General features: G+C 50.0%; 11 protein-coding genes. All 11 read left to right on the forward strand.

Translation table 11 applies throughout. The features are described from left to right. Positions 1 to 75 precede the first annotated feature (75 nt). Positions 76 to 750 (forward strand): Pr6Pr family membrane protein, encoded by a 675-nt coding sequence (locus ACFWUL_RS00755; protein ID WP_416177508.1) that lies wholly within the window; start codon positions 76 to 78, stop codon positions 748 to 750. An 85-nt stretch (positions 751 to 835) separates the two neighbouring features. Then, positions 836 to 1,627 (forward strand): hypothetical protein, encoded by a 792-nt coding sequence (locus ACFWUL_RS00760; protein ID WP_416177509.1) that lies wholly within the window; start codon positions 836 to 838, stop codon positions 1,625 to 1,627. Positions 1,628 to 4,451: 2,824 nt separating this feature from the next. Beyond that, on the forward strand, positions 4,452 to 5,750 hold the full coding sequence (locus ACFWUL_RS00765) for an SLC13 family permease (RefSeq protein WP_416177510.1): 1,299 nt from the start codon (positions 4,452 to 4,454) through the stop codon (positions 5,748 to 5,750). Positions 5,751 to 5,900: 150 nt separating this feature from the next. Further along, on the forward strand, positions 5,901 to 6,035 hold the full coding sequence (locus ACFWUL_RS00770) for an OadG family protein (RefSeq protein WP_416177511.1): 135 nt from the start codon (positions 5,901 to 5,903) through the stop codon (positions 6,033 to 6,035). Positions 6,036 to 6,063: 28 nt separating this feature from the next. Beyond that, complete coding sequence (locus ACFWUL_RS00775; protein WP_416177512.1) at positions 6,064 to 7,188, forward strand: sodium ion-translocating decarboxylase subunit beta; 1,125 nt, start codon at positions 6,064 to 6,066, stop codon at positions 7,186 to 7,188. A 925-nt stretch (positions 7,189 to 8,113) separates the two neighbouring features. Beyond that, complete coding sequence (locus ACFWUL_RS00780) at positions 8,114 to 9,412, forward strand: SLC13 family permease (protein ID WP_416177513.1); 1,299 nt, start codon at positions 8,114 to 8,116, stop codon at positions 9,410 to 9,412. A 188-nt stretch (positions 9,413 to 9,600) separates the two neighbouring features. Continuing rightward, on the forward strand, positions 9,601 to 9,696 hold the full coding sequence (locus tag ACFWUL_RS00785; protein WP_416178101.1) for a hypothetical protein: 96 nt from the start codon (positions 9,601 to 9,603) through the stop codon (positions 9,694 to 9,696). 29 nt (positions 9,697 to 9,725) lie between these two features. Continuing rightward, on the forward strand, positions 9,726 to 10,850 hold the full coding sequence (locus ACFWUL_RS00790) for a sodium ion-translocating decarboxylase subunit beta (RefSeq protein ID WP_416177514.1): 1,125 nt from the start codon (positions 9,726 to 9,728) through the stop codon (positions 10,848 to 10,850). Between the two features lie 961 nt (positions 10,851 to 11,811). Then, on the forward strand, positions 11,812 to 13,110 hold the full coding sequence (locus ACFWUL_RS00795; RefSeq protein WP_416177515.1) for an SLC13 family permease: 1,299 nt from the start codon (positions 11,812 to 11,814) through the stop codon (positions 13,108 to 13,110). 186 nt (positions 13,111 to 13,296) lie between these two features. Further along, positions 13,297 to 13,392 (forward strand): OadG family transporter subunit, encoded by a 96-nt coding sequence (locus ACFWUL_RS00800; protein WP_296096191.1) that lies wholly within the window; start codon positions 13,297 to 13,299, stop codon positions 13,390 to 13,392. Between the two features lie 34 nt (positions 13,393 to 13,426). Further along, a complete protein-coding gene (locus ACFWUL_RS00805) occupies positions 13,427 to 14,551 on the forward strand; it encodes a sodium ion-translocating decarboxylase subunit beta (protein ID WP_416177516.1) in 1,125 nt (374 codons plus the stop codon). The last annotated feature ends 312 nt before the right edge of the window (positions 14,552 to 14,863 follow it).

Below are 14,863 nucleotides of genomic sequence, written 5' to 3' on the forward strand. Positions count from 1 at the left end.
TTCCCTTTCTTTTGTACAGGCGGTTTTCATATAAGGGCCTTCGGGCCTTTTTCTGTTGTTTTTCGGGAGGTGCCTATGCCGGCTGCGCTGATTTATCGGTGGGCTGTCTTTATCCTGCTCATTCTGGGTCTGATTCTTCTCATGAAGCACAAGGTGCTGACGCCCTTTGTGTTCTGGTCCCGTATCCAGTATTATACATTCACCACATTCACCCTGTTCCTGGTGTGGCTGGGGGCGACGCTCTTCAATGCGCCTATCCCATTCCTGTATACCGCGGACTGCCGGTACATCGTGGCGGCGAGCCTGGAGACCCTGTCCCTCATGTACCATCTCATCGTCCGGCCCGGCGCCATCCGTACCCATAAGCTCAATGATATCAGCTATGAGCATTTCTCTTTTTACAATTATATTTTCCACTATTTCATCCCTATCCTCATGACGGTGGACTATATCTTCTTCGTGGATAAGACCGATATGCACTGGTACAGCATCTTCACCTGGATGATTTACCCCGCTTTCTATGTGGTCTTCGTTTATTTCCGGGCCTGGGTGACCATTGTGACCCATGGGAAATCCCATCTCTATCCCTACACATTTATGGATCCCAATTACCATGGTCCCCTGGAAATCACCCGGGGCGTCCTCATCGTGGGGGCCCAGTTCTTCGTCATCGGCGTCTTTGTGTATGCCGTGGGCATGGGCCTTTTCTACATTGGCATCCCGCCGCTGTCATGGACGTATAATGGATAAGAATTCTCACTGACATAGAAGAAAATAAATGGTATAATGGTACCATTGTTATAGTTCGATGCTTTTGCTTTAAGGAGTTTGATGTATGGCAAAGACAAATGAAACGAAGGATTTCGTGGACCATTCCTATCTGTATAAGCCCTACCTGATACTGGTAACCCTGGCTTTCATTCTCTGGGCAGCCTATGTGTGCTGGACCGGGTACTGGGGGATCGTCCACCATCATGTGCCGGTGATTGACCTGGGCATGCAGGCAGCCATCCTGTGGTGGCTTTTGGATACCACTCTCACGAAGACCGTGTACCGTCTGGAAAAGGACCGGCTCTACATGCTGAAAACCGGCGTGGGACACAAGAAGGAGCTGTCCATTCCCTATGATGAAATTTTTGGTGTCCACCATTTCAAGAACCAGCTCATGAAGCCGGTGACCTATCGGTATACATTCCATGAATATGCGAAACTGGACAACCGTCCCATCTGGTCCCTGCTCTATGATATCCACAGCGATAAGAAGGTAGGCCGGGTGCTCATGAAGGCATCGGAGGAATTCTGGAAGGAATTCGAACGGCGCATGCCGGGGCAGATCCGGATTCCCCAGGAAGAAGTCATCACTTTCACCTACAAGGCTATGGAAAAGAAACTCCGGGACCAGGGCTATTTCCAGGAACATCCGGAAATGTCCTTCGAAGAAGGGATCAAACAGCTCCGCCAGAAGGGCACCGAAATGGGTGGCCGTGAAGATGAACTGACGGGCGCTGACTTCCACGGGGAGCATGTGGAACTGGAAAACGGGACCAGCAAGGAAACGCTGGAAACCGCCCGCCGCAAAATGGAAGAGGCCAATAAGGAACGGGCGGACAAGACAGAAAAAGCCTGAATTTGAATGGCAGTAGAAGCTGTGGGATATGGGAAACCATGTCCCGCAGCTTTTTATATTGTGTAGAATGCATTTAAACGGTCCTCCTGCTGATGGGAGACAGGAATGGAAGGGGAATACCCTATCCTGCTCACTAAAGGCTGTACGGGCCTTTTGGGGCGTTTGCGGTAAGCATCGAATGTGAGACTGATTCTCACAAAATTCCGCCTCTTCGAGGCGGATCTATCCCCTGGCCTTCGGCCACCCCCTTCTCCAAGGGGGTACGCTTTTTACGGTGGAGTCAGTAGGAAGGATAACAGTCAGCATGAGTTCAATCCCCAGCATGCAGCCCCTTAGAAAAGGGGCGCGCCAAAGGCGGAGGATAGATCACCGTAGCGGTAAGTATCGAATGTGGGACTGATCCTCACCAGATTCCGCCCCTGCGGGGCATCCATCCCCTGGCCTTCGGCCACCCCCTTCTCTAAGGGGGTACGCTTTTTACGGTGGAGTCAGTAGGAAGGATAACGGTCAGCATGAGTTCAATCCCCAGCATGCAGCCCCTTAGAAAAGGGGCGCGCCAAAGGCGGAGGATAGATCACTGTAGCGGTAAGAATCGAATGTGGGACTGATCCTCACCAGATTCCGCCCCTTCGGGGCATCCATTCCCTGGCCTTCGGCCACCCCCCTTCTCCAAGGGGGTACGCTTTTTACGGTGGAGTCAGTAGGAAGGATAACAGTCAGCATGAGTTCAATCCCCAGCATGCAGCCCCTTAGAAAAGGGGCGCGCCAAAGGCGGAGGATAGATCACTGTAGCGGTAAGAATCGAATGTGGGACTGATCCTCACCAGATTCCGCCCCTGCGGGGCATCCATCCCCTGGCCTTCGGCCACCCCCTTCTCTAAGGGGGTACGCTTTTTACGGTGGAGTCAGTAGGAAGGATAACGGTCAGCATGAGTTCAATCCCCAGCATGCAGCCCCTTAGAAAAGGGGCGCGCCAAAGGCGGAGGATAGATCACCGTAGCGGTAAGTATCGAATGTGGGACTGATCCTCACCAGATTCCGCCCCTTCGGGGCATCCATCCCCTGCCCTTCGGGCACCCCCTTCTCCAAGGGGGTACGCTTTTTACGGTGGAGTCAGTAGGAAGGATAACAGTCAGCATGAGTTCAATCCCCAGCATGCAGCCCCTTAGAAAAGGGGCGCGCCAAAGGCGGAGGATAGATCACTGTAGCGGTAAGAATCGAATGTGGGACTGATCCTCACCAGATTCCGCCCCTGCGGGGCATCCATCCCCTGGCCTTCGGCCACCCCCTTCTCTAAGGGGGTACGCTTTTTACGGTGGAGTCAGTAGGAAGGATAACGGTCAGCATGAGTTCAATCCCCAGCATGCAGCCCCTTAGAAAAGGGGCGCGCCAAAGGCGGAGGATAGATCACCGTAGCGGTAAGTATCGAATGTGGGACTGATCCTCATCAGATTCCGCCCCTGCGGGGCATCCATCCCCTGCCCTTCGGGCACCCCCTTCTCCAAGGGGGTACGCTTTTTACGGTGGAGTCAGTAGGAAGGATAACAGTCAGCATGAGTTCAATCCCCAGCATGCAGCCCCTTAGAAAAGGGGCGCGCCAAAGGCGGAGGATAGATCACCGTAGCGGTAAGTATCGAATGTGGGACTGATCCTCACCAGATTCCGCCCCTGCGGGGCATCCATCCCCTGGCCTTCGGCCACCCCCTTCTCTAAGGGGGTACGCTTTTTACGGTGGAGTCAGTAGGAAGGATAACAGTCAGCATGAGTTCAATCCCCAGCATGCAGCCCCTTAGAAAAGGGGCGCGCCAAAGGCGGAGGATAGATCACCGTAGCGGTAAGTATCGAATGTGGGACTGATCCTCACCAGATTCCGCCCCTGCGGGGCATCCATCCCCTGGCCTTCGGCCACCCCCTTCTCCAAGGGGGTACGCTTTTTACGGTGGAGTCAGTAGGAAGGATAACAGTCAGCATGAGTTCAACTCCCAGCATGCAGGCCCTTGGAGAAGGGCCGCGGCAAAGCCGCTGGACCTCAACTCTCAACTCTCAACTCTCAAATCCATTCCCAATGCCCAGGCGAAGTCTCCACCCTGGCCGCGAGGCCACAGCCTTGCCTTCCTATTCCGCTGCTATACGATTTCGCCGCATCATACCTTCCCCTTCAGCCGACGGACGCTGCTTTTTCCATCTTGCTATAAATAAAATCTATTAGTAGATATAGAAATTATTATTTACATAGTTTTAGATATTACATAAATTACTCATACAAAATTACATAAAATTTACATAGATAACATACCTAAAATGCAAAAGAACAGATAAAATCAGAGGCCAACGTATTTACATAGTATGCTATATAGTTAGACAGTGTGCAATGTAAACGACAATGGTGGAGAGAGGAATCCCTATGCATTTAGCCGTCATTTTTATAGGGAATGCATACGAATTGCAGGAATATTATATGCAAATCGGACGCATTACATCGTATTTAATGCAAACAGGAAGCAAATGGCCTGAAATTGCCGTAAATCGGTCAAGATTGCGAAAAACGAGGGACGTGGATAAAATAAACATAGATGCCTATGTAATTTCCGAAACGTTACATAGATGGGAGCCCGACCCTGGGGCTGTGTGAAAAGGAGGATAGCAGGTTTGCCAAGGGATATTTCATTTTTCCGGATTCATTTTCGGATTCATCTATGGAATTCAGCAATTATTCTTTTATAACTTCATATGAGTCCAAAATCTTCCGGAGAAGGTTTCCTTAGAAGCCCGGCGTGCATCGAACCGGACTGAATGGGAAAAACTCAAAAGGAAGGTGAACCTTATGGATCCAGCCATTATCACACTGTGTGTATTGGCAGTAGCAGCATTCCTGTTTGTTACCGAACTGATCCCGCTGGCTGTCACCGCTATGGCAGCCTGCACAGCACTCGGTATCCTGGGCGTACTTCCGTCCAAACAGGTATATGCAGGTCTTTCTAACTCCACCGTCGTACTTTTCGGTGGTATGTTCGTCATCGGTGCCGCTATGTTCAAGACCGGCCTGGCTGAAACAATCGGCCTTGCGGTTGTACATAAAGCAGGTACCGGCGAAGTCAAACTGATGGGCGCCGTTATGCTGGTAACCATCTGCCTGTCTTCTGTATCTTCCAATACCGGTACCGTAGCATGCCTCATGCCGGTGGTTATCGGTATTGCTAATGCCGCTCATGTAGCACCGTCTAAGGAACTGATGCCTCTGGCTATCGCCGCTAACGTCGGTGGTACCATCACCATGATCGGTACTCCGCCAAACGTCATCGTTACCGGTGCACTGTCCGCTGCCGGACTCCCGTCCTTCGGATTCTTCGAATTCGCACTGATCGGTATTCCGCTGTCCATCATCGTTCTCGCTTACATGCTGACCATTGGCCGCAAGACCATTCCGATTCATGAAGTTGGCGAGATGGATGAAGAAGCCGTACAGGCAGCAAAGGAAGAAGCAGGTGCTTCTGATGATTCCGCTCCGAAGAGCAAGAGCAAGATGATCATTTCCGGTCTCATTATGTGCGGCGTAGTAGCTGCTATGGCCCTGAACCTCAAGACTGTTCCTCTTCAGACCGCTGCCGTTACCGGCGCAATCCTCTGCGTCATCACCGGCTGCCTGAAAGAAAAGGAAGCTTATGCAGGTATCGACTGGGTAACGATTTTCCTGTTCGCCGGCATGCTTTCCGTAGCTACCGCTATGGATAAGACAGGCGCAGGCAAACTGATTGCCGATACCGTAGTTAACATGATGGGCGATCATCCAAACCCCATCGTTCTCTGCGCTGTACTGTACCTGATTTCCAACGTACTGACCCAGTTCATGTCCAACACTGCAGCAGCTGCACTTCTTGCACCAATTGGTATTTCCATTGCCCAGTCCATCGGCGCTGACCCGAAACCGGTACTTATGGCTATCGGTATCGCAGCATCCATGGCATATGCAACACCAATGGCTACTCCGCCAAACACCCTGGTTCTCGGACCTGGCTCCTTCACATTCAATGATTATGTAAAGGTTGGCGTGCCGCTCTGCGTAATCTGCTTCATCGTAAGCGTAATCATTATCCCGATTTTCTGGCCATTCTTCCCGGGCTGATTGCCTCGGAATGGAATGATTGGAAGTCATCATTTCGTATTTTTCAGAAGGGGCTGCCTTCGGGCAGCTTTCTCCTGAATCCAACTGTGTGAGGCAGACTCCTCACGGGCACCTTATTCAAAGGCGCTTCAATAGAAAGGTGGATTTTACATGGAAACTCCGAGCCCACTTTCGATTTGTATCGTCAACATGGTCATCGTATTCGCTGTCCTTATCGTTCTTCAGTGGATCATCCAGCTGATTCACGTCGTGGATCCCACTAAGAACAAGAACAAGGAAAAATAATCGATAACCACGGATAGGAGGTACAAATATGGATGGCTTTTTGAGAGCTCTGGTATCTGTATGGACAGATTCCGGATTCGTAGCATTAACATGGCAGAACATGGTCATGATCCTTGTCGGTCTGGTTCTGCTGTATCTGGCAATTGCAAAAGATTATGAACCTCTTCTGCTGATGCCTATCGCATTTGGTGATATTATGGCCAACTTCCCGAATACCGGTTTTGAAACCGATATGGGCGTCATGATGGCTATTGGTTATGGTATTAAGTACGAAATTTTCCCGCCGCTGATTTTCATGGGCGTAGGTGCAATGACCGACTTTGGTCCGCTGATTGCAAACCCGAAGACCATGCTTCTGGGTGCGGCTGCCCAGATCGGCGTATTCGTAGCACTGGCCGGTGCTATGGCTCTTGGATTCAATGTCCAGGAAGCAGCATCCATCGGTATCATCGGTGGTGCAGATGGCCCAACCGCAATTTATCTGACATCTAAACTGGCTCCGCATCTTCTGGGTGCCATTGCAGTAGCAGCATATTCCTACATGTCCCTGGTTCCTCTGATCCAGCCGCCGATTATGAAGCTCTGCACCACCAAGAAACATCGCCAGATCAAGATGAAGACCCTTCGTCCGGTATCCCGTTTCGAAAAGATTGCATTCCCGATTGTCGTAGCTATTGTCGTATCCCTGCTCCTGCCGCCGGTAGCAGCCCTCATGGGTATGCTCTGCCTGGGCAACCTGTTCGAAGTATCCGGCGTAACTGATCGTCTTTCTGATACCGCCCAGAACTCCCTGTGCAACATCGTTACCATTTTCCTGGCAACCGGCACAGGCCTCACCATGACCGGTGATAAGTTCCTCCGCGTACAGACCCTGGAAATCATTTTCCTGGGCCTCGTAGCATTCGCAGCCGGCACCGCTGGCGGCGTACTCTTCGGCCAGGTGATGAGAATTGCATCCGGCAACAAAGTCAACCCGCTGATCGGTTCCGCAGGCGTATCTGCAGTTCCTATGGCAGCTCGTGTATCCCAGAACGTTGGCATTAAGGATAACCCGTCCAACTACCTGCTGATGCAGGCTATGGGCCCGAACGTAGCAGGCGTCATTGGTACCGCCGTAGCAGCAGGCACCATGCTGGCACAGTTCGGAGGCTGATTCCTTACGGAATAAGCTCACAAAAAAGCACTCCCTTGGGGAGTGCTTTTTTATTGGGAGAGTTGCCTGCTCATCCCGTTGAATAAGTATAAGGCTGTTAATGAGGAGTTAGGAATGAGGAATTAGGAGTGGTGGTGCGGCGCACAATTCATAGAGCGCCGCGTATTATTGATTCTGCGGCTCCGCCGCTGGAGCTCAATTCTCTTCACTCAATTCTCAAATCTATACTTCAAGAGATAGATTTGCAATAAAAAATGCTGATTTGTCGAGCGTATACATCACTATACATGATAAATGCAAATGGATATAGCAGGAACTTATAGGTGATTATAGAAAAAATCGCAAGCAGGATATTTAGGTAAAATACCATTTAATAATTTAGGCAATTGCAACTTATAGATTCCAAAATTTCCTTCTACTATTATTCAGATGATGCGAATGGTTTGCATGGGTAAAGTTCTTTGATTTTATCGAGCATTTGAACGTCATTTGCACTTACCGGTTTTTAGTATGCAAGTCTTAATAAATTAGCAAACATAAATTCTAATCAGCCTTACGAACCAGGAAATTTTTATTTTAATAATGTAGCTACCTGCAAATGCATAGCAATCTATCATATAGAGTACTATTGAATTTTTATAGGCCCATGGATAGAATAAACATAGATGCCTATGTAAGTGCATGGCAATTGCATTTACATAGATGGGAGCCCGACCCTGGGGCTGTGTGAAAAGGAGGATAGCAGGTTTGCCAAGGGACATTTCAATATTTTCCGGATTAGGTTTCGGATTCATATTTGGAATTCAGCAATTATTCTTTTATAACTTCATATGAGTCTAAAATCTTCCGGAGAAGGTTTCCCTTAGAAGTTTGATTTGCATCCAACCGAACTGAAGGGGGAAAAATCAAAAGGAAGGTGAACCTTATGGATCCAGCCATTATCACACTGTGTGTATTGGCAGTAGCAGCATTCCTGTTTGTTACCGAACTGATCCCGCTGGCTGTCACCGCTATGGCAGCCTGCACAGCACTCGGTATCCTGGGCGTACTTCCGTCCAAACAGGTATATGCAGGTCTTTCTAACTCCACCGTCGTACTTTTCGGTGGTATGTTCGTCATCGGCGCCGCTATGTTCAAGACCGGCCTGGCTGAAGCAATCGGCCTTTGGGTTGTACATAAAGCAGGCACCGGCGAAGTCAAACTGATGGGTGCCGTTATGCTGGTAACCATCATCCTGTCTTCCGTATCTTCCAATACCGGTACCGTGGCATGCCTCATGCCGGTTATCATCGGTATTGCTAATGCCGCTCATGTAGCTCCTTCCAAGGAACTGATGCCTCTGGCCATCGCCGCTAACGTCGGTGGTACCATCACCATGATTGGTACTCCGCCAAACGTCATCGTTACCGGTGCACTGTCCGCTGCAGGACTTCCGTCCTTCGGATTCTTCGAATTCGCACTGATCGGTGTTCCGCTGTCCATCGTAGTTCTTGCTTACATGCTGACCATTGGCCGCAAGACCATTCCGATTCATGAAGTTGGTTCCATGGATGAAGATGCTGTAAAAGCAGCTAAGGAAGAAGCAGGTGCTTCTGATGATTCCGCTCCGAAGAGCAAGAGCAAGATGATCATTTCCGGTCTCATTATGTGCGGCGTAGTAGCTGCTATGGCCCTGAACCTCAAGACCGTTCCTCTTCAGACCGCTGCCGTTACCGGCGCAATCCTCTGCGTCATCACCGGCTGCCTGAAAGAAAAGGAAGCTTATGCAGGTATCGACTGGGTAACGATTTTCCTGTTCGCCGGCATGCTTTCCGTAGCTACCGCTATGGATAAGACAGGCGCAGGCAAACTGATTGCCGACACCGTAGTAGGTATGATGGGTGAACATCCGAACCCCGTTGTTCTCTGCGCTGTACTGTACCTGATTTCCAACGTACTGACCCAGTTCATGTCCAACACCGCATCCGCTGCACTTCTTGCACCGATCGGCATTTCCATTGCTCAGTCCATCGGTGCTGACCCGAAACCGGTACTTATGGCTATCGGTATCGCAGCATCCATGGCATATGCAACACCAATGGCTACTCCGCCAAACACCCTGGTTCTCGGACCTGGCTCCTTCACATTCAATGATTATGTAAAGGTTGGCGTACCGCTGTGCGTAATCTGCTTCATCGTAAGCGTAATCATTATCCCGATTTTCTGGCCATTCTTCCCGGGCTGATTGCCCGGCATGGAATGATTGGAAGTCATCATTTCGTATTTTTCAGAAGGGGCTGCCTTCGGGCAGCTTTCTCCTGAATCCAACTGTGTGAGGCAGACTCCTCACGGGCACCTTATTCAAAGGCGCTTCAATAGAAAGGTGGATTTTACATGGAAACTCCGAGCCCACTTTCGATTTGTATCGTCAACATGGTCATCGTATTCGCCGTTCTGATTGTTCTTCAGTTCATCATTCAGCTGATTCACGTCGTAGATCCGACCAAGAACAAAGGCAAGAAGAAATAATCGATAACCACGGATAGGAGGTACAAACAATGGATGGCTTTATGAGAGCACTTGTTTCTGTATGGACAGACTCCGGCTTTGCCGCACTGACCTGGCAGAACATCGTCATGATTCTGGTAGGACTTGTCCTGCTGTATCTGGCAATTGCAAAAGAGTACGAACCTCTTCTGCTGATGCCGATTGCATTTGGTGATATTATGGCCAACTTCCCGAATACCGGTTTTGAAACCGATATGGGCGTCATGATGGCTATTGGTTTTGGTATTAAGTACGAAATTTTCCCGCCGCTGATTTTCATGGGCGTAGGTGCAATGACCGACTTTGGTCCGCTGATTGCAAACCCGAAGACCATGCTTCTGGGTGCGGCTGCCCAGATCGGCGTATTCGTAGCACTGGCCGGTGCTATGGCTCTTGGATTCAATGTCCAGGAAGCAGCATCCATCGGTATCATCGGTGGTGCAGATGGCCCAACCGCAATTTATCTGACATCTAAACTGGCTCCGCATCTTCTGGGTGCCATTGCAGTAGCAGCATACTCCTACATGTCCCTGGTTCCTCTGATCCAGCCACCGATTATGAAGCTCTGCACCACCAAGAAACATCGCCAGATCAAGATGAAGACCCTTCGTCCGGTATCCCGTTTCGAAAAGATTGCATTCCCGATTGTCGTAGCTATTGTCGTATCCCTGCTCCTGCCGCCGGTAGCAGCACTGATGGGCATGCTGTGCCTGGGCAACCTGTTCGAAGTATCCGGCGTAACCGCTCGTCTTTCTGATACTGCCCAGAACTCCCTGTGCAACATCGTTACCATTTTCCTGGCAACCGGCACAGGCCTCACCATGACCGGTGATAAGTTCATTCGTGTACAGACACTGGAAATCATTTTCCTGGGCCTCGTAGCATTCGCAGCCGGCACCGCTGGTGGCGTACTCTTTGGCCAGATCATGAGAATTGCATCGGGCAACAAAGTAAACCCGCTGATCGGTTCCGCAGGCGTATCTGCAGTACCGATGGCAGCCCGTGTATCCCAGGTTGTCGGCCTGAAGGATAACCCGTCCAACTACCTGCTGATGCAGGCTATGGGCCCGAACGTAGCAGGCGTCATTGGTACCGCCGTAGCAGCAGGCACCATGCTGGCACAGTTCGGAGGCTGATTCCTTACGGAATGAGCTCACAAAAAAGCACTCCCTTGTGGAGTGCTTTTTTATTGGGAAAGTTGGGGTCTTACTTTTCCGTGGAAGTTTATGGCTGTTAGTGAGGAGTTAGGAATGAGGAGGGAGGAGTGGTGGTGGCGGCGTACAATTTGGGAGGCGCCGCCATTTTTATATAAATCGTCCATTTGTCCTATTGCGGTTTGTCGAGCTGTTGGAGCGAACGGTTTGGCATGTGGTTGGACAGAGTCATTGGCACGGGGCAGCTGGAAGTCCCAGGCGAATGACTCTATATAACAGTATGCAATCCCGACTGATGGAAAGGTATAGGCTCACCGCTATAATAAAAATTTATAGTACCCTATATAAAAAAACTAAGACTGGGAAGATTAGGGATTGCAGAAAATATAGTAATAAATATTAATAAAAGTAACCATGTATACATATCTAATACATGGAACTGCGTATTATTTGCAATAAAATGATGCCTTGGAAATGGGAATACCATCGAGAAATGGGGAGATTTTCCATTTGCATTAACGCATATGATTCGCATCTGTTAACCCTTTATTTTGTGGATTTCATGGTGGAAATTATATGGAATTAATAACCATTATCACTGAAAATGACCACAGAAGCGTAGATACATAGATAGTTATGTAAATTTGCGAAAGGAAAGATAGATGGCTAGAATGAACATAGGTGCCTATGTAAGTGCATACAAATTGCATTTACATGGATGGAAGCCCTGTACCCGGGGCTTTGGAAAAAGGAGGGTAGAAGGTTTACCAGGGCAAACTCAATTGTCTTCCGGATTGTATTCGGGATTCATGTTTGGAATTCAGCAATTATTCTTTTATAACTTCATATGAGTCCTTATGACTTTCCGGAGATTTCCGTTCCCGACTCCTGTGATGCACCAGAGCAGGGAAAGGACAGAAAAATCAAAAGGAAGGTGAACTTTATGGATCCAGCCATTATCACACTGTGTGTATTGGCAGTAGCAGCATTCCTGTTTGTTACCGAACTGATCCCGCTGGCTGTCACCGCTATGGCAGCCTGCACAGCACTCGGTATCCTGGGCGTACTTCCGTCCAAACAGGTATATGCAGGTCTTTCTAACTCCACCGTCGTACTTTTCGGTGGTATGTTCGTCATCGGCGCCGCTATGTTCAAGACCGGCCTGGCTGAAGCAGTCGGCCTCTGGGTTGTACATAAAGCAGGCACCGGCGAAGTCAAACTGATGGGCGCCGTTATGCTGGTAACCATCGCATTGTCTTCTGTATCTTCCAATACCGGTACCGTAGCATGCTTAATGCCGGTTATCATCGGTATTGCCAAGGCTGCAAATATTCCGGCTTCTAAGGAACTGATGCCTCTGGCCATCGCTGCTAACGTCGGTGGTACCATCACCATGATCGGTACTCCGCCAAACGTCATCGTTACCGGCGCACTGTCCGCAGCAGGACTTCCGTCTTTCGGATTCTTCGAATTCGCACTGATCGGTGTTCCGCTGTCCATCATCGTTCTCGTTTACATGCTGACCATTGGCCGCAAGACCATTCCGATCAAGAATGCAGGCGCTATGGATGATGATGCTGTGAAAGCAGCTAAGGAAGAAGCAGGTGCTTCTGATGATGCAGCTCCGAAGAGCAAGAGCAAGATGGTTATTTCCGGTCTCATCCTGATCGGCGTTGTTGTCTGCATGGCACTGAAGCTCCCGACCATTCCTCTTCAGACCGCTGCCGTTACCGGCGCAATCCTCTGCGTCATCACCGGCTGCCTGAAAGAAAAGGAAGCTTATGCAGGTATCGACTGGGTAACGATTTTCCTGTTCGCCGGCATGCTTTCTGTAGCTACCGCTATGGATAAGACCGGCGCAGGCAAACTGATTGCCGACACCGTCGTAGGCATGATGGGCGATCATCCAAACCCGATCGTTCTCTGCGCTGTGCTGTACCTGATTTCCAACGTACTGACCCAGTTCATGTCCAACACTGCATCTGCAGCACTGCTGGCACCGATCGGCATTTCCATTGCCCAGTCCATCGGCGCTGACCCGAAACCGGTACTGATGTCCATCGGTATCGCAGCATCCATGGCTTTCGCAACACCAATGGCTACTCCGCCAAACACCCTGGTCCTCGGACCTGGCGGATTCTCTTTCAACGACTATGTCAAAGTCGGTGTACCGCTCTGCGTCATCGCATTCATTGCAAGCGTTATCATCATTCCGATTTTCTGGCCATTCTTCCCAGGCTGATTTACTCATCCGGGGATAGTCAAAAAATTGCAGTCAGGAGAGGGAACCATTTCCGAATGGTTCCCATTTCCTGATAAAACTGTGTGAGGCAGAATCCTCACGGGTATCTTTTTGAAAAGGTACTTACAAAGAAAGGTGGATTTACACATGGCAACTCCAAGCCCACTTTCGATTTGTATCACTAACATGGTTATCGTATTTGCCGTTCTGATCGTCCTGGCTTTCGTTATCCAGCTGATTCACGTAGTGGATCCGACCAAGAACAAAGGCAAGAAGAGATAATTTTCGATAACCCGATAAATTAGGAGGTACAAACATGGATGGCTTTATGAGAGCACTCGTTTCCGTGTGGACAGACTCCGGCTTTGCCGCTCTGACCTGGGAAAACGTAGTAATGATTCTGGTAGGACTTGTCCTGCTCTATCTGGCAATCGCAAAAGAGTACGAACCTCTTCTGCTGATGCCGATTGCATTTGGTGATATTATGGCCAACTTCCCCAATACCGGTTTTGAAACCGATATGGGCGTAATGATGGCTATTGGATTTGGTATTAAGTATGAAATTTTCCCGCCGCTGATTTTCATGGGCGTAGGTGCAATGACCGACTTTGGTCCGCTGATTGCAAACCCGAAGACCATGCTTCTGGGCGCAGCTGCCCAGATCGGCGTATTCGTAGCACTGGCCGGCGCTATGCTTCTGGGCTTCAATGTCCAGGAAGCAGCATCCATCGGTATCATCGGTGGTGCAGATGGCCCAACTTCCATTTATCTGACATCTAAACTGGCTCCGCATCTTCTGGGTGCTGTAGCAGTAGCAGCATATACTTACATGTCCCTGGTTCCTCTGATCCAGCCGCCGATTATGAAGCTCTGCACCACCAAGAAACAGCGCCAGATTAAGATGAAGACTCTTCGTCCGGTATCCCATTTTGAAAAGGTTGCATTCCCGATCGTCGTAGCAATCGTCGTATCCCTGCTCCTGCCGCCGGTAGCAGCACTGATGGGCATGCTCTGCCTGGGCAACCTGTTCGAAGTATCCGGTGTAACCGCTCGTCTTTCTGATACCGCTCAGAACGCACTGTGCAACATCGTTACCATTTTCCTGGCAACCGGCACAGGCCTCACCATGACCGGTGATAAATTCCTCCGTGTACAGACACTGGAAATCATCTGCCTGGGCCTCGTAGCATTCGCAGCAGGCACCGCAGGTGGCGTCCTCTTTGGTCAGATCATGAGAATTGCATCCGGCAACAAAGTGAACCCGCTGATTGGTTCCGCAGGCGTATCTGCAGTTCCTATGGCAGCCCGTGTATCCCAGGTCGTTGGTCTTCGCGATAACCCGTCCAACTACCTGCTGATGCAGGCTATGGGCCCGAACGTGGCAGGCGTAATTGGTACCGCAGTAGCTGCAGGCACCATGCTGGCACAGTTCGGAGGCTGATTCCTTACGGAATGAGCTCACAAAAAAGCACTCCCTCGGGGAGTGCTTTTTTTATTGGGAATAGCACATTCCCATTACGGTGCTTAAGTTGATGGCTGTTAGTTAGGAGTGAGGAGGGAGAAGTGAGGAGTGGTGGTGGCGGCGCATAAATTCATAGAGCGCCGCAGATTTTAAAATAGGCAGCTCGTCAAATTGCGGTTTGTCGAGCTGTTGGGGTTTGGCGGTTGGCATGCTTGCGGATAGAGTCACTCGCATGGAGCTCCTAGCTTCTAGCGACTAGCAGCTAGGAAGGATGATCCGCCTGCGGCGCTT

This window comes from Dialister sp., from assembly GCF_047832375.1.
Classification (GTDB): Bacteria; Bacillota; Negativicutes; order Veillonellales; family Dialisteraceae; genus Dialister.

Bases quoted from the DNA above. Each gene is read 5' to 3' on its own strand.
- ACFWUL_RS00800 (WP_296096191.1), top strand. From the start codon at position 13,297: ATGGTTATCGTATTTGCCGTTCTGATCGTCCTGGCTTTCGTTATCCAG.
- ACFWUL_RS00770 (WP_416177511.1), top strand. From the start codon at position 5,901: ATGGAAACTCCGAGCCCACTTTCGATTTGTATCGTCAACATGGTCATC.
- ACFWUL_RS00785 (WP_416178101.1), top strand. From the start codon at position 9,601: ATGGTCATCGTATTCGCCGTTCTGATTGTTCTTCAGTTCATCATTCAG.
- ACFWUL_RS00805 (WP_416177516.1), top strand. From the start codon at position 13,427: ATGGATGGCTTTATGAGAGCACTCGTTTCCGTGTGGACAGACTCCGGC.
- ACFWUL_RS00775 (WP_416177512.1), top strand. From the start codon at position 6,064: ATGGATGGCTTTTTGAGAGCTCTGGTATCTGTATGGACAGATTCCGGA.
- ACFWUL_RS00765 (WP_416177510.1), top strand. From the start codon at position 4,452: ATGGATCCAGCCATTATCACACTGTGTGTATTGGCAGTAGCAGCATTC.
- ACFWUL_RS00790 (WP_416177514.1), top strand. From the start codon at position 9,726: ATGGATGGCTTTATGAGAGCACTTGTTTCTGTATGGACAGACTCCGGC.
- ACFWUL_RS00755 (WP_416177508.1), top strand. From the start codon at position 76: ATGCCGGCTGCGCTGATTTATCGGTGGGCTGTCTTTATCCTGCTCATT.
- ACFWUL_RS00795 (WP_416177515.1), top strand. From the start codon at position 11,812: ATGGATCCAGCCATTATCACACTGTGTGTATTGGCAGTAGCAGCATTC.
- ACFWUL_RS00760 (WP_416177509.1), top strand. From the start codon at position 836: ATGGCAAAGACAAATGAAACGAAGGATTTCGTGGACCATTCCTATCTG.
- ACFWUL_RS00780 (WP_416177513.1), top strand. From the start codon at position 8,114: ATGGATCCAGCCATTATCACACTGTGTGTATTGGCAGTAGCAGCATTC.